We start from the raw sequence: 14,197 nt of genomic DNA on the forward strand, positions 1-14,197 counted from the left end.
GACCGGTCCGGATCTTTTTGAACCGTTCAGTCGACGCGCTTCAGGCCCGATGCTGCCGCTCTGCCGTTCTCCACATAGTGCGCAGCGGATACCTTTAGTCCGGCGACCGCTTGGTCGTCCAAGGACCGGACTGCCTTCGCCGGGCTTCCCACGATCAGACTGCCCGGAGGAAAGGTCTTGCCTTCGGTGACCAGGGCATTGGCGCCGACGATGCAATCGTCAGGGATCACGGCTCGGTTCAAGATCGTAGCGCCCATTCCGATCAGGACGCGGTCGCCGATCGTGCAGCCGTGCAGGATGGCATGATGGCCGATGGTGCAATCCTCTCCAACCGTCAGCGGCGAGCCTGGATCGGAGTGGAGCATCGCGCCCTCCTGAATGTTGCTGCGCGCGCCGATCGGGATGGTCGTGTTGTCGCCGCGGATCACCGCCCCGAACCACACGCTGGTGTCTTCAGCCAACCGTACGTCACCTACGATGTCAGCACTGGGTGCAACCCAGGCGGTTTCGTGACAGGTCGGGCGCTGCCCGCGAAACTCATAAAGCGGCATGTTTCTCTCCTGTACCAACATCGGACACTGGACTGGTTACTTCTTCAGGGCAGTTCCAAACCGTAAACAACTCGTTAACCATGGCGGGATGGAGAGACGCCTCATCAGTGACGAAGCCGCTGGCCATCCGATCCGCCAGATGCTGGCGGGCGCCGAAGCACGGCCGAAGCGGAATGACGATCAGGATCTAAAGCTCTTCGTGCTGAGCTTCACCGCCTTCTTCATCTGTTTTTATACCCTAATCATGTAGCTCACCGCTTAATCGCAGGCGCGATGAAGGCGCTGGGCGATCCAGGCGGAGACGACGCACATCCCTGCCACAAGCAGCAGCAGCTGGCTGGCCGTGGCGCCGAGTGCCGTTATGCCTGCGACCGTTGCCGAGCCGATCGTCATCGCTCCGGCATTCACCACATTGTTCGCAGCAACAGTCCTAGCGGTTTGATCCTTTGGCACCGTGGTGGTGAGAAAGGCGTAAAGCGGCACGACGAACATGCCGCCGAAGATCGCCACGAACATTAGGGTTACAAGAACAAGCGGCGCGCCGGGATGACTGACAAATCCGGCGATGTCATAAAGCGTACCCGTGGGGGCTGGCTCCCAATTCGCCGCCACGAACCAGAACGCCAGAACCGCGGCGCCCATGGCAATCACGGAGGCGGGGGAGTAACGAGCCGAGATATGGCCGCGGAGCATCAGGTTGATGACCACCGACCCGATCGCAACACCGACCGAAAAGATCGCCAGCACCAAGCTGGCCACGCTGGCATCGGAAGTGAGAACATTCTTCACCAGCGGCGGGAAGATGACCACCAGGACGGACCCGATCGTCCAGAAGAAGCTGATTGCGCAGATTGCCAGGAATAGGCGGGGAATGTGCATGGTGCCCGCAACCAGGCGCCACGATGCGCGGAATGGATTATAGTCGAGCTTTAGCGCGGGCCCGAGCCGCGGCGCGGGAGGAACCATGCGGGCGCTGAGATAACCGAAGAGCGCAACAAGGAAGGTAAGACCGGCGATCAGCGGGATCGATTCGTAGATAAAGCCCGCCAATATCGTGCCTAGAAGGATGGAGAGGTAGGTGCCTGCCTCGACCAAGCCAGTGCCGCCGAGCACATCGTCATCCTCGAGATGCTGTGGCAGGATCGCGTATTTGATGGGGCTGAAAAAGGTCGAGTGAATGCCAAGCCCGACCACCGCGCCAAGCATCATGACCACCGGAAGCGTTACCTGACCGGCGCGAGCCAGCAACAGGCCGCCGCAACCAAGCGCCATGATCCCGAATTCGACAATTTTCACGACGCGAATGATCCGCGCCTTGTCCATTGTATCGGCGAGTTGGCCAGCCAATGCCGACAATAGAAAGAACGGCAAGATAAAGAGGCCGGCCGCCAGAGCGTTGAAGAAACTTTCCTGCTTCTCGTTCGCGAATATCTCGTAGGTTGCAAAAAGAACCATCGAGGTTTTGAAGAGATTGTCATTGAAGGCACCCAAGAATTGGGTGACAAAAAGCGGCAAAAAGCGCCGGCGTTTGAGAAGCCCGAGGGCATTGATCATGGCAGAAGGTGGCCCGGCTGTGGCAGATTGAAACTTCGGCATAGCCGCTGGCCGTACCTGCTGCCAACCCCGGCAGGGTTGCGCCACGGGTCCGCTAAGCTAAGTCATCATTCGTGCTTACGTTGCCCAACCTGCTCACCCTATCGCGAATCGTCGCGGTGCCCGCGCTGGTAGCGTTACTCTGGTGGCCTACCTGGCAGGCCGGGTTCGCCATCGCGTTCGGCCTGTACTGCCTGATGGGCATCACGGATTATTTCGATGGCTACCTCGCTCGTGCGCAGGGCGCCGTGTCGCGCCTGGGCGTATTTCTCGATCCCATTGCAGACAAGATCATGGTGGCTGCCGTGATCCTGATGCTGGTGGGCACACGGCACAATGACACGGCGGTGATTACCGGCGTTCATATCATCGCCGCTCTCGTCATTCTGCTCCGCGAAATTGCGGTTTCTGGCCTTCGCGAGTTTCTGGCGGGTCTGCAGGTCTCCCTGCCTGTGTCTCGGCTGGCGAAGTGGAAAACGACCCTTCAGCTCGTCTCTTTGGGAGCGCTCATCCTAGCGGGCGCGCTCCCGGAGTTCAGCTGGGTGAAGCTGACGGGGCTGGTGTCGCTATGGGGTGCCGCTGTGCTGACGATCGTGACCGGCTGGGATTACCTGCGCGTCGGCCTGAAGCACATGGATTGACGGCGATGCGTGTCCTCTACTTTGCATGGGTGCGCGAACGGATCGGCAGCGCTGAGGAGGAGGTGGATCCGCCGCCAGAGGTGGATACCATCGCCGCGCTGATCAGTTGGCTTGCCGTGCGATCGGCCGGCCACGCAGCAGCTCTCGCCGACTGTGATCGCTTACGGGCGGCTCGGGATGAAGAGTTCGTTCCGCTTCAAACGGCGATCGCGGGCGCGCGCGAGATCGCGATTTTTCCGCCGGTGACGGGAGGATGATCCGCGTTGTCGTCACGTCTGCGCCAATCGTGCTTGCGGACGAGCTGGCGATGGCGGAGCAGAGCGGCGCCCTCGCTACATTTACGGGCATGGTGCGCGCGGATGATGGCGTCACCGAACTGATGCTGGAACATTATCCCGGCGCGACCGAGCGCGCGTTGGAGGCGCTGGCCCGGGTGGCGTTTCAGCGCTGGAGCTTGTCCGGAGCGACGATTGTTCATCGGGTGGGATCGATGGTGCCGGGTGACCGGATCGTGTTTGTGGCCACGAGTGCGGCTCACCGCGCGGCGGCGCTGGAGGCATGCGCATTCCTGATCGATCGCCTGAAGACCGATGCGCCGTTCTGGAAGCGCGAGCGGTTGGGCGATCGCCATCGTTGGGTAGAGCCGCGCAAGAGCGATGATGCCTCTGCAGCGCAGTGGCAGCTTTAAGAAGGCGTCTCGGTTGCGATCAGGCCAGCCGCGGAATCATTACTCCATTGATGACGTGAAACACGCCATCCGACTGCTGCACGTCTGGCGTTTCAACATAGCTCTTGTTGCCGTTGGCGTCCGTCAAGGCAACTGCCGCGCCCTCCTTCCGTGCCACTAGGGAAGCGCCTTCAACGGTGGTCAGGTGAGCGGTGCCGCCCCCTTGGTCGATGCGTGCACGAAGTTGGTCGAGGGTGATGGCGCCGCGCACGACGTGATAGTTCACCAGCTTGTTCAACGTGGCCCGGTTCACAGGCGAAAGCAGTGCATTCACGGCATGCGGTGACATACGGCCGAAGGCCTCGTCGCTTGGCGCGAAAACGGTAACTGGCCCGGCGGTGCTCAGAGCGCGCCCTGCGTCGCTTGCAGTCAGGGCACGGGTCAGGATCTGCAGGTTCGGGGCTGCTGCGCAGTTGGCGGCGATCGTGCGGGTGCCGAGCATATGCGCACCGCCGATCTGCGGGTTGATGGCGGTTGCTGCCATGGCCGTCAACTGATTGACGGGTTCTGCCGCCAACCGCGACGGGGCCGCGACATGATCGGCGGTGCCAACATTGCGCGCCACGCGCGTCGCTTGCGGAGCACATGCCGAGACAAGCGCGGCGAGGCCGATGGCCGGGACTATTCTTGTGGAGAGCATAAAATCGCCTACTTCCAACGCTGTTTGACAACACCAACGATCGTTGGTTCAGGTTGTTGCGCCAGATGACCCGCTTCAGCTTCCGTCCATCGTTCTTGACCGCTAGGTTCAGGCGATGATTGATGATCCCCTCGGCCCACTCGATCCCGAATTTGCAGCAGCGTTCCAGCGGGACAACAGCCGCCCGGCCTGCCAACTGTACCTGATCTCGCCACTTGAGGTGGGAGGAAGTTTCCCATCACGGCTGGAGCGTGCTCTGGACGCCGGGCCGGTTGCGGCTTTTCAGTTCAGGGTAAAAAACCTCAACCAGCATGAGGCAGCGCGGCTGGCGGAGCCACTTCAGCGCATCTGCGCGGATCGGGACGTAGCTTTTATCGTCAACGACAGCGTGTCGCTGGCCAAGCGGCTGGGCGCCGACGGCGTTCATTTGGGGCAGGACGATGGTGATCCGCGCGAGGCGCGGGCCGCGTTAGGGCCGAATGTACAGATCGGCGTGACGTGCCACGACAGCCGGCACCTGGCGATGGAAGCCGGTGAGGCCGGAGCGGATTATGTCGCCTTCGGCAGTTTTTACCCGACAACGACCAAGGAGGTGAAGCATCACCCGGAGCCGGTTGTCCTGTCCTGGTGGTCAACGCTGTTCGAGCTCCCCTGTGTTGCCATTGGCGGCATTACGCCCGCGAACGCATTGCCGTTGGTCGCGGCGGGTGCTGATTTCATTGCGACCTCCGGCGCGGTCTGGAACGGCGACGAAGCGGCTGCGATCCGGGCCTTCAGCGAGGTGCTTGGCTGACGATCGCCGCCTGGTTGGCGAAACCTCGCGGCGGCACGGCCGTTCGTCGCTTCGGCGGATCAATTCGAGGTGCCGGAATGACGGTGACGTCGCATCAACGGGTTTTCGGGAGTGCTCTGGATTGAGTACTTCCGCCGACCTGCGGGGTGGGGCGGCAGACGCTTGCCGTCGGGCTGGGTTTGCAGGGCCCACCACCCGCCATGGTCAGGCCCTCCGGAAGATACGAGAGGCGCGGACAAATGCCGCTCAGGAAGACTGTCCGAGGGTGACGTGGGGTAGGCAATCCTACAGCGCACCTCGCGCACGCTCAGCCAGTGGCGCCTTCGGGGCGCTAATTGGCTTCCCTATCGTCCTCCAGGTCCGTCAATGACCAAGCTGGGCGCCACGATCCTCGCCCTCATCGTGCTGGCCGTGATCGGTTTCGCGTCAATGCTAACCTTTGGTCCGGAAAACACACCTCGCTCCGCAACACCGAACAAGGCGCCCGCGGCTCGCACGCCTGAAGTCGCTAACATTCCGCTGAGCATCCCAGTGGCGGGTATCACGGCGAACCAACTTACGAACACCTGGGGCGATACTCGCGGTGGAGGTAGTCGAACGCACGAAGCAATAGACATCATGGCGCCGGCCCATACGCCAGTCCTAGCGGCGGGGCCTGGATCGATCGAAAAGTTGTTTTACAGCAAGGCAGGTGGGACAACGCTGTACGTGCGCTCACCTGATCGGCGATGGAGCCACTATTATGCTCATTTGGCCGATTACGCGCCTGGCGTGCGAGAAGGAATGACCGTCACCCGCGGCATGCTGCTTGGCTACGTCGGCGACACCGGAAACGCCGGGCCGGGCAATACCCATCTTCATTTTGGCGTCAGCAGAATGGCGCCCGGCGATCGATGGCATCAAGGAACGCCGGTGAACCCGTACCCACTGCTTGCCGGAAAGCGCAAGGTCCGTTAGGGCAGCCGCCTTCCAGTTCAACACTGCCGTTTGCCCTGAGCTGGTCGAAGCCTGCCCTGACTACCTGCATGTCCAGGATAGCCGAACAGGGGCGCCTCCTCTTGGGGAAGGGGAGCCGGGTATTCGACACGCTCAGCCCGAACGGAGAATGGGCAGTATAAGTCATGAAGATCAGCGGTGTGGACATCCGTCCGGGCAACATCATCGAATATGAAGGCGGCATCTGGCGTGCCGTGAAGATCCAGCACACCCAGCCCGGCAAGGGCGGGGCCTATATGCAGGTTGAGCTGAAGAACCTGCGCGATGGCCGCAAGAACAACGTGCGCTTCCGCTCGGCCGAGACCGTGGAGCGCGTGCGGCTCGACACCAAGGACTTCCAGTTCCTGTTCGCGGATGGCGACGGCCTCGTGTTCATGGATAAGGACACGTACGATCAGGTGACGTTGCCGCGTGACCTGCTAGGCGATGCCGCTGCCTTCCTGCAGGATGGCATGGACGTGGTCATGGAACTCTATGAAGAAGAGGCAATCAGCGTGCAGCTGCCGGACACGATCGAGGCAACGATCGTCGAGGCTGATGCCGTAGTGAAGGGCCAAACGGCTTCCTCCAGCTACAAGCCGGCGATTCTCGACAATGGCGTTCGCGTGATGGTGCCGCCGCACATTTCCAGCGGAACCCGGATCGTTGTGGACGTTTACGAGCAGACTTACGTTCGTCGCGCAGATTGATTGTCTGACCTCCCTGTCGGGAGCGACCGGGACGAGGCGAGGCTTCTGCAGCGTATGGAAGCTTTCGTCGACATTTGTGCCCGAATATTGATGCCCACCCCCGTCCCCTCCTGTGTCGGAGGGGGGAGTTGTTGAAATGCCTTCCCATTCCGGTCTGTTCACGATCATCGAGCGTGCCGCGCGCAAGGCGGCCCCACGGCTGCGGCGTGACTTCAACGAGGTCCAGAACCTTCAGGTGAGCCGTAAGGGGCCGGCCGATTTCGTTTCAATGGCGGACAAGCGGGCCGAGCAGACGCTGTTCGAAGAATTGTCCAAGGCGCGCCCCGATTGGGGCTTCGTGATGGAAGAACGTGGTGAAGTCGCTGGCGACCCGTCCAAGCCGCGCTTCATCATCGATCCGCTGGATGGGACCACCAACTTCCTGCACGGCATTCCGCACTTCGCGATCTCCATCGCCGTGGAGGAGCCTCTGCCGAACGGTAAGCGCGAGATCACGACAGCGCTGGTCTATCAACCGCTTACGGATGAAAGTTTCTGGGCCGAGAAGGGACGTGGGGCCTGGCTGCAGGATCAGCGCCTTCGTGTGTCTTCCCGCCGCGAACTGACCGAAGCGGTGATCGCCACCGGTATCCCGTTCATGGGTCATGGCGACTTTGCGGAGTGGACGCGCATCTTCGGTTCGATCGCACCACAGGTGGCGGGGATCCGGCGACTGGGCTCTGCCGCGTTGGATCTCGCCTGGGTCGCCGCAGGCCGTTTTGATGGCTATTGGGAGTCCAAGCTCAAGATCTGGGACGCGGCAGCCGGCATGCTGTTGGTTAAGGAAGCCGGCGGCTTCGTTACCGATTTCAGAGGAGGCGATCGGTCCATCGAACGCAGCGAGTTCCTGGCTGCGAATGATGGATTACATTCCAAGCTGCACAAGCTGCTGGCTGGAGCCCTGCGGTAAGCGCGTAGCGAGGCCTCTTCGAGAATGGGCGCCACCACGGCGAGCGGTGCGCTCAGAAGGTATAGACGAGCGATGCTCTGCTGGTCGTGTCTGTGGAGACACGACCAATCGGCGGCTCGCTTTCGTATTGGACGGTATAGCTTACCTGCGCCGAAAGCGGGCCCACCAGCTTCGCGGCAAGGGCCGTCGTGCTGCTCACCGTTGAATTGAAACGCTGAAGGTACGCTGAGGCGTCTTGGCTGACGGACAGTCCCGGCGACAGCTTTAGATCAAGGTCGACGCTGCCGCGCGCCGCGATGCTGCTTTCGACCGTGCTGTCGGTGAACTGCGTGTGCCGAAAGGCTGGGCCAAGCTCCAGATTAAGGGTCAGGGCGCGCGTCTGGACCGCACTATAGCCGGCACCGGCCGAGGCCGAGTAGCGATCCGAGTAACCAAAGAACCGGTCGCTTTCATACTGAAGAGCGCCATACACATATTGCCGGGAGTCGATTTTCCAGTTCGGCTCGTAGGCGGCGAGGTAATGCTCGCGCGTTGTGATGCCCAGGCTGCGTTGGAAGTCCGCCTGTCCGCGCAGCTTGTGGCGCCAATCGAGGCCCTCGCGGGTGAGATCAAGAATGCCGGTTACGCCGGCGGTGCTGGAATTTCCGGTCGTGATGAACCCGCCCACTTCGGCTCGACCAGTCCACAGGTCGGTCCAGCCCGCCCGTACGATGCGAGCCTCGCGATCCTTTGCCCGGACCGCGCGCCATTCCTCAGCAATGCGAAGCACCGCGTCTCCGCTCGCTGGATCGGCAGCACGGGCGTACTTCACGATGGTTGAAACTTCGCCCTCATTGCCGGAGGCGATTGCGGCGTCGAGCATTGCCCGAATGGGAGGCGGGATCCGAACCTGATCCGCCTCGACAGTGGCTCCGTCGTTCGGCAAGCTTGAGGCGGCGAGAAAGACGGCTAGGATCACGGGCAAGCGCTACTTAAGGCTGCGAGCGACGTGAAGGCGCCCCGGGCGGATGGTGTCTCAGTTGAGATAAGCGGAGAACGCCGTCAGGACTTCTTCATAGAGCGCGCGTTTGAAGGGTACGATCTGCATCACCAGATCCTTCGGGTCCGCCCAGCGCCATGCGCGGAATTCTGGATGCGCCGTTTCAATGCGAACGTCGCTGTCTTGGCCAAGAAAGCGGAACAGAAACCATCGCTGCGTCTGTCCTCGATACTTCCCCTTCCAGACCTTGCCGATCAGATCCGAGGGAAGGTCGTACTGGAACTTCCCCGGCGCTTGGGCGATCAGCTCAACAAGGTTTGGGGCGATCCCCGTTTCTTCCCTGAGCTCCCGGATAGCCGTAGCGAGGGGATCCTCGCCCGGATCGATCCCGCCTTGCGGCATTTGCCATGCTTCCAGAGTCGTATCGAGGCGCTGGCCGACAAATACCTGGCCTTGCCGGTTCAGCAACATGACGCCCACGCAGGGCCGATACGGGAGATCGATGTTGTCGTTCATATCAGTTACTTCCGGCCAACGAGTGATGGGCAAGCACTTCATAAGCCATGACCGCGGTAGCCACCGCAGCGTTCAGGCTGTCTGCCTTGCCCAGCATCGGCATCTTCACGAGCAGGTCGCACTCCGCTTCGATCTCAGCCGGAAGGCCCTGAGCCTCGTTGCCGGTCAGGAGAAAAGTGGGCGCTGCATAAGGCGCTGTGCGGTAGTTATTGTCTGTTCGCAGGCTGAGGCCGACGAGCTGCCCGGGACCTGAGCGAAGCCAAGGCAGGAACGAGTCCCAGCTGGCCCGAATGAGCGGCACGGTAAACAATGCACCCATGCTTGCCCGAACTGCTTCGGTCGAAAACGGATCGACGCAATCACCGATGAGGATCAACCCGCCAGCACCAACCGCATCGCCGGTACGCAGGATGGTTCCCAAGTTGCCGGGATCGCGCAGCCGCTCGGCAACGAGCCAGATCGTGCTCGCCGATCGGTCAAGGGACGACAATTCTGCATCAAAGACGGGGAAGGCACCCACCACTGACTGCGGGTTGTCCTTGCCGGAGAGCTTCGACAGGATCGCTTCCGTGGTCTCAATCGCCTCGCCACCAGCCGCCTCGACATCCTTGACGAGCACAGTGACGAGCGGATGGCGTGCGCTTGCCTCAGCGTAAAACAGAAACTGCGGGATACGCCCCGTTTCTCTGGCCTCAGTGAGGATGCGCAGGCCCTCTGCCAGGAACATGCCCTCTTCGCGGCGATGCCGCTTGTCGCGCAATGCCTGAATGCGCTTCACCAGCGGATTGGAGAAGGCGGTAATGATACGAGGCATTTAGGTTTCAGCCGTCAGTCTTCGCCAAACTTGGCTTCAACGAGCGCACACATGGCCGCGACAACAGTTTCTGCATCGCCGCCCTGCGCGCTGATGGTGATCGTGTCACCCTTTGCGGCGCCCAGCATCATCAGCCCCATGATTGACGTCCCAGTCACCGTGGAACCGCCTTTCGCAACCTGAACCGTCAGCGGTTGCTGCGTCGCGAGCGTCACGAACTTGGCACTGGCTCGAGCGTGGAGACCCCGTCGATTGGTGATGAGAACATCGCGAGATACGATCACGCAGCTGCCTCTCCAACGCCGAGGACCTCGGAAGCAACCGAAATATACTTGCGCCCCGCTTCGCGCGCAGCAGCGACCGCAGCGGCAACTCCCATCTTCCGGCGAGCCGATTCCAGCCGGATCAGCATCGGCAGGTTGATCCCGGCGATTACTTCGATTCTACCGCGCTCCATGAGCGAAATGGCCAGGTTTGAAGGGGTTCCGCCAAACAAATCGGTGAGAACGATAACACCACGGCCGCTGTCCACCTCTGCAATGGCGCTGCGGATATCCGCTCGACGAGCTTCCATGTCGTCATCAGGGCCAATGGCAACGGTCCGGACCTGCTTTTGCGGGCCCACCACGTGCTCCATCGCCGTTACGAACTCATCGGCCAGCCGGCCATGAGTCACGAGCACAAGCCCGATCATCTGCGTCGTCAATCCGTTCATTGCCCGTCAGGCCGTCCCTCGAGCCTATCTTGCGGCACTGCCGCAAGATCACGATGAGTGACCGTGGGCGAAAATGCCGCATTGCGCAACAGTGCTGCAATGCGTTCTGCCACGTGCACCGACCGATGTCTCCCGCCGGTACAGCCGACAGCTATGTTTATATAGGATTTCCCTTCCGCGCGATAGCGGGGAAGCAGGAGCAGAAGGAGGTCCTCTATACGGCTCACCGCCGGCTCATAGGCCGGATCCTCAGCTACGTAAGCCGCCACCTCGTCATCTTTGCCCGTACCGGGACGCAGATGTGGAACCCAATGCGGATTACGTAGGAACCGCATATCGAAGACCAGATCTGCATCGGGCGGCAGACCGCGCGAAAAACCAAAAGACATGACCGACACCGCCGGTTCGCTAAGCCCAGGCTGCCCAAACGTCCGGCGGATCTGCTTGGCCAGATCGGCGCTGTTATACTGGCTGGTATCGATCAGCCGAGGTGCCCAGCGCCGCAGTGGCTCCAGCAAATCGCGCTCTTGAGCAATGCCCTCACGTGCCGGCCGGTCAACGGCGAGTGGATGGCGTCGCCTCGTTTCATCATAGCGGCGGGCAAGTTCGTCCGCGGAGCAGTACAGGAAAAGCGTGTCGATGTCCTGCCGACCGGCAGCGCGCAGACTATCAATCTGGCGAGTAATCGCCGCTGCATCAAAGTCGCGGGTTGTCGCTCCGACGCCGATCGCCAGGGGACGTGCCAAACCCGATTGACTGGGCCCGGCATCGGTTCGGAGCAGACGGTCGAGCAAGCTCAGCGGCAGGTTGTCGACAACCTCCCACCCCAAATCCTCCAGGGTATTCAGCACGGTTGATTTGCCTGCTCCCGACATGCCGGTGACGAGAAGAATCTCAGAGGGGAAACTCATGGCAGATCGTGTCTCAGTGCATGCTCTATCACGAGCGGAGCGGAGGCTGGGCGGGGATCGAGAACTAGAGTACGAACGGAGACGCTCGCGAATTGCTCCGTCTCCCGTTCGGGCATTCGCTCGGTAGCAGGTTTCAAGCGAACGGCCAGCACAACGGGCATGCTGTCCACATGTTCGACGGGAATGATGCCGAGGCTTCGCACCTCAATGCGGCCGGCGATTGTCGGTGGCGCGCTCGCCACCAGCATATCTCCCGATCGCTGAAGATGCGTGTAATCGTCCGCCACCAGCACAGCGCCTCGGTCGATCAGGCGTAACGCGAGGTCCGATTTGCCGCTGCCGGATGGGCCAAGGAGCATCACAGCGCGGCCACCAATCGACACCGTGGTCGCGTGGATCGTCTCCGTGTCGCTCATTTCATGGCCGCGAAATGAGGGGGAGATGAACCAGGAAACGTGCGCCGCTCAAGCGATCCTCCCGCGACTCCACGTGAATGGAACCCCCATGCGCCTCCACGATCGTGCGCGCAATCGCGAGCCCTAGCCCCGAGTGGCGCCCGAACCCTTCGTTGCTTGGACGAACGGAATGAAACCGGCGAAAGATGGCCTCACGAGCCTCTTCTGGCACCCCCGGCCCCTCGTCTTCGAAACGAAGCTCTAGCTTATCGTCGCGCGCGAGCGCTGCGATCGAAACAAGGCCGTCGTCCGGCGAAAACGAAACTGCGTTATCGATCAGGTTTTCGAACACGCGTTCGAGGCGGGCGCCCTCACCCGAGACGAGAAGCGATCCGCCTTCTTCCTGATCGAAGCGCAGCCTCACACCACGCTCAATACCACGCTCCTCACGCTGCATGAGAATGCCGCGAAGCATCGCGGCCGCATCAACGATTTCGAACTTGGCGCGACTTAGCTGAGCGTCGATGCGCGAAGCATCAGATATGTCGCTAATCAGGCGATCCAGTCGGTGAATGTCGTCTCGAACGATCGAAAGCAATCGCTCCTGCAAGGCAGGATCGTGAACGCTGCCGAGCCCGTCCACAGCCGAGCGCAGCGAAGCCAATGGATTCTTGAGTTCGTGCGTGACGTCTGCGGCGAAGGCCTCTGTCGCGTCGATCCTGGCGCGCAGTGCCAAGCTCATGTCGGAGAGTGCCCGCGCCAGCAGGCCGATTTCGTCCTTTCGTTCGGGAAGGCGAGGAACGACCACTTCGCGGGCGCGGCCTAGCCGAACGCGAACCGCAGCACGCGCGAGCCTGCGCAAAGGCCGCACGATCGTACGTGCCAAGAACAAGGACAGGAACACCGAGACGAGGGTTACCACCAACAACACGACGCTAAGGCGGAAGCGTTCGACGCGGACGGTCTGGGTGATGTCCCGGGCGTTCACCGTGGTCATTATCGCGGCTTGGCCGCCGGTGATCTTCGCCGCCGCTGTGATTACTGGGGTACGATCAGGAGCACGCCAGACTGTCGCTGACGGATAGCCGACGAGGGCGGTGCGCACATCCGTCCATCGATGACCGCTGGCCTTCTCTCGATAGAGTGGGGGGCGCTTGGCCCCGACTACGGTGTCAATGCCAGCATCCAGGAAGCGGGCTATCCGTTGCCCTGCGCCGTCCTTATCCGGATCGCGCAACCGGAAATTGCGTTCACCAAGAAGGCGACTGTCGGCGAGGAGCGCACCGCTCGGCGAGTACAATCGCAATCGAGTGCCAGTGTCTCGGGCCAGCTGGCGTATCAGTTGGGCGCGCTGATCCGGCGGTACAACCCCGAGCGCTTCGGCAATAAGCTTCGCCTCCTGCATCGCTTGCTGCGTTCGGTTGTCGAGAATGCGAGCCCGATAGCTGTCGAGATAGAAGAACCCGCCCGCGAGCAGAAGCAACGCGAAGATATTCACCGCAAGGATGCGCCGCGTAAGCGATACGCGGCCCGACCAACGCAGCGTCAGGTCATTGCTGTCACTCTTCGGAGAAACGGTATCCGGCGCCATACAAGGTCTCGATGGCGTCAAAGGTCGGATCTACCTGGCGGAATTTCCGACGCACGCGCTTGATATGAGAGTCGATGGTGCGGTCGTCGACGTAGATGTCGTCCTGGTAAGCAGCGTCCATCAACTGGTTGCGCGTCTTCACGATCCCCGGTCGCTGTGCAAGTGTTTCGAGGATCAGGAACTCGGTGACGGTGAGCGTCACGGCCTCGCCGTTCCAAGTTACGCGGTGACGCGCAGGGTCCATGGCCAGCCGCCCGCGTTCGATGGGCGATGCGGCATCCGGCTCCCCGGCGTCTTGTGCCTGCGCCAATTCGGTGCGTCGCAGGATGGCGCGTATGCGAGCGATCAGCAGCCGCTGGCTGAAGGGTTTGGAGATGTAGTCGTCCGCCCCCATGGCGAGCCCGAGCGCTTCGTCCAGCTCATCGTCCTTACTGGTCAGGAAGATTACCGGAACCTGGCTGCGTTCGCGCACGCGACGGAGCAACTCCAACCCATCCATCCTCGGCATCTTGATGTCGAAGATGGCGAGGTCAGGGGGATTGTCCACCAGTGCTTTGAGCGCCGTTTCGCCATCGGGGTACAAGCGGGTCAAGAAACCCTCAGCCTGGAGCGCGATCGAAACGGAGGTAAGGATGTTGCGGTCGTCATCGACGAGCGCGATCGTTGCCGTCATGGAACGGCGTTAGTGCAAACGGCC

General features: G+C 61.5%; 20 protein-coding genes. 8 read left to right on the forward strand and 12 right to left on the reverse strand.

Features of this window, described 5'->3' with window-relative positions; genetic code table 11:
• Nucleotides 1-26: 26 nt before the first annotated feature.
• The gene (locus tag LQ954_RS06430) at nt 27-551 is read right to left on the reverse strand and encodes a gamma carbonic anhydrase family protein (protein WP_231022399.1); all 525 of its coding nucleotides are present in this window, start codon (nt 549-551) and stop codon (nt 27-29) included.
• 88 nt (nt 552-639) lie between these two features.
• Between LQ954_RS06430 and LQ954_RS06435 the strand changes: the two genes are divergently transcribed.
• Entirely contained in the window at nt 640-801 is a 162-nt protein-coding gene (locus LQ954_RS06435; protein ID WP_231022400.1) for a hypothetical protein, read from the forward strand.
• An 8-nt stretch (nt 802-809) separates the two neighbouring features.
• Here the strand turns inward: LQ954_RS06435 and LQ954_RS06440 are convergent, their stop codons facing one another.
• On the reverse strand, nt 810-2,105 hold the full coding sequence (locus LQ954_RS06440; RefSeq protein ID WP_231022401.1) for an MFS transporter: 1,296 nt from the start codon (nt 2,103-2,105) through the stop codon (nt 810-812).
• 113 nt (nt 2,106-2,218) lie between these two features.
• On the opposite strand from LQ954_RS06440, the gene pgsA reads away from it, so the two are divergent.
• The 3 genes from pgsA to LQ954_RS06455 are packed head-to-tail and all read left to right on the forward strand — an operon-like array spanning nt 2,219 to nt 3,473.
• Complete coding sequence (pgsA, locus tag LQ954_RS06445) at nt 2,219-2,785, forward strand: CDP-diacylglycerol--glycerol-3-phosphate 3-phosphatidyltransferase (protein ID WP_227770292.1); 567 nt, start codon at nt 2,219-2,221, stop codon at nt 2,783-2,785.
• 5 nt (nt 2,786-2,790) lie between these two features.
• On the forward strand, nt 2,791-3,042 hold the full coding sequence (moaD, locus tag LQ954_RS06450; RefSeq protein WP_227770291.1) for a molybdopterin converting factor subunit 1: 252 nt from the start codon (nt 2,791-2,793) through the stop codon (nt 3,040-3,042).
• Nucleotides 3,039-3,473, forward strand: a complete 435-nt coding sequence (locus tag LQ954_RS06455; protein ID WP_231022402.1) for a molybdenum cofactor biosynthesis protein MoaE — start codon at nt 3,039-3,041, stop codon at nt 3,471-3,473. Before moaD ends, LQ954_RS06455 begins: the two co-directional genes overlap by 4 nt.
• 19 nt (nt 3,474-3,492) lie before the next feature.
• Here the strand turns inward: LQ954_RS06455 and LQ954_RS06460 are convergent, their stop codons facing one another.
• Nucleotides 3,493-4,077, reverse strand: coding sequence for a fasciclin domain-containing protein (locus tag LQ954_RS06460; RefSeq protein ID WP_231022403.1), 585 nt, complete (start codon nt 4,075-4,077; stop codon nt 3,493-3,495).
• A 190-nt stretch (nt 4,078-4,267) separates the two neighbouring features.
• On the opposite strand from LQ954_RS06460, the gene thiE reads away from it, so the two are divergent.
• The 4 genes from thiE (at nt 4,268) to LQ954_RS06480 (ending at nt 7,579) form a co-directional block, all read left to right on the forward strand.
• The gene (thiE, locus tag LQ954_RS06465) at nt 4,268-4,945 is read left to right on the forward strand and encodes a thiamine phosphate synthase (RefSeq protein ID WP_231022404.1); all 678 of its coding nucleotides are present in this window, start codon (nt 4,268-4,270) and stop codon (nt 4,943-4,945) included.
• Nucleotides 4,946-5,311: 366 nt separating this feature from the next.
• The gene (locus LQ954_RS06470) at nt 5,312-5,902 is read left to right on the forward strand and encodes a M23 family metallopeptidase (RefSeq protein ID WP_231022405.1); all 591 of its coding nucleotides are present in this window, start codon (nt 5,312-5,314) and stop codon (nt 5,900-5,902) included.
• 164 nt (nt 5,903-6,066) lie between these two features.
• Nucleotides 6,067-6,630: an elongation factor P gene (gene efp, locus LQ954_RS06475; RefSeq protein ID WP_231022406.1), complete on the forward strand. Its 564-nt coding sequence runs from the start codon at nt 6,067-6,069 to the stop codon at nt 6,628-6,630.
• A gap of 136 nt (nt 6,631-6,766) precedes the next feature.
• Nucleotides 6,767-7,579, forward strand: coding sequence for an inositol monophosphatase family protein (locus LQ954_RS06480; RefSeq protein WP_227770285.1), 813 nt, complete (start codon nt 6,767-6,769; stop codon nt 7,577-7,579).
• A 52-nt stretch (nt 7,580-7,631) separates the two neighbouring features.
• Here LQ954_RS06480 and LQ954_RS06485 read toward each other — a convergent pair whose 3' ends face one another.
• The 9 genes from LQ954_RS06485 to LQ954_RS06525 are packed head-to-tail and all read right to left on the reverse strand — an operon-like array spanning nt 7,632 to nt 14,173.
• The gene (locus LQ954_RS06485) at nt 7,632-8,537 is read right to left on the reverse strand and encodes a DUF481 domain-containing protein (protein WP_321576527.1); all 906 of its coding nucleotides are present in this window, start codon (nt 8,535-8,537) and stop codon (nt 7,632-7,634) included.
• A 57-nt stretch (nt 8,538-8,594) separates the two neighbouring features.
• The gene (locus LQ954_RS06490; RefSeq protein WP_231022407.1) at nt 8,595-9,074 is read right to left on the reverse strand and encodes an RNA pyrophosphohydrolase; all 480 of its coding nucleotides are present in this window, start codon (nt 9,072-9,074) and stop codon (nt 8,595-8,597) included.
• Nucleotide 9,075: 1 nt separating this feature from the next.
• Nucleotides 9,076-9,888 carry a TrmH family RNA methyltransferase gene (locus LQ954_RS06495; protein WP_231022408.1) on the reverse strand — a complete coding sequence of 271 codons (813 nt, stop codon included), beginning with the start codon at nt 9,886-9,888 and terminating at the stop codon, nt 9,076-9,078.
• 14 nt (nt 9,889-9,902) lie between these two features.
• Nucleotides 9,903-10,172, reverse strand: a complete 270-nt coding sequence (locus LQ954_RS06500; protein WP_227770282.1) for an HPr family phosphocarrier protein — start codon at nt 10,170-10,172, stop codon at nt 9,903-9,905.
• Nucleotides 10,169-10,582 carry a PTS sugar transporter subunit IIA gene (locus tag LQ954_RS06505; protein ID WP_066780483.1) on the reverse strand — a complete coding sequence of 138 codons (414 nt, stop codon included), beginning with the start codon at nt 10,580-10,582 and terminating at the stop codon, nt 10,169-10,171. The genes LQ954_RS06500 and LQ954_RS06505 overlap by 4 nt, the downstream gene beginning before the upstream one ends.
• Before the next feature lie 17 nt (nt 10,583-10,599).
• Nucleotides 10,600-11,514 carry an RNase adapter RapZ gene (rapZ, locus tag LQ954_RS06510; RefSeq protein WP_231022409.1) on the reverse strand — a complete coding sequence of 305 codons (915 nt, stop codon included), beginning with the start codon at nt 11,512-11,514 and terminating at the stop codon, nt 10,600-10,602.
• Entirely contained in the window at nt 11,511-11,930 is a 420-nt protein-coding gene (locus LQ954_RS06515; RefSeq protein ID WP_231022410.1) for an HPr kinase/phosphorylase, read from the reverse strand. Before LQ954_RS06515 ends, rapZ begins: the two co-directional genes overlap by 4 nt.
• A 1-nt stretch (nt 11,931) precedes the next feature.
• Nucleotides 11,932-13,500: a stimulus-sensing domain-containing protein gene (locus LQ954_RS06520; protein WP_231022411.1), complete on the reverse strand. Its 1,569-nt coding sequence runs from the start codon at nt 13,498-13,500 to the stop codon at nt 11,932-11,934.
• Complete coding sequence (locus LQ954_RS06525; RefSeq protein WP_227770278.1) at nt 13,469-14,173, reverse strand: response regulator transcription factor; 705 nt, start codon at nt 14,171-14,173, stop codon at nt 13,469-13,471. Before LQ954_RS06525 ends, LQ954_RS06520 begins: the two co-directional genes overlap by 32 nt.
• Between the last annotated feature and the right edge of the window lie 24 nt (nt 14,174-14,197).

Origin of the sequence: Sphingomonas sp. IC-11 (assembly GCF_021043365.1) — a bacterium.
In the GTDB taxonomy this organism is placed as follows: Bacteria; Pseudomonadota; Alphaproteobacteria; order Sphingomonadales; family Sphingomonadaceae; genus Sphingomonas.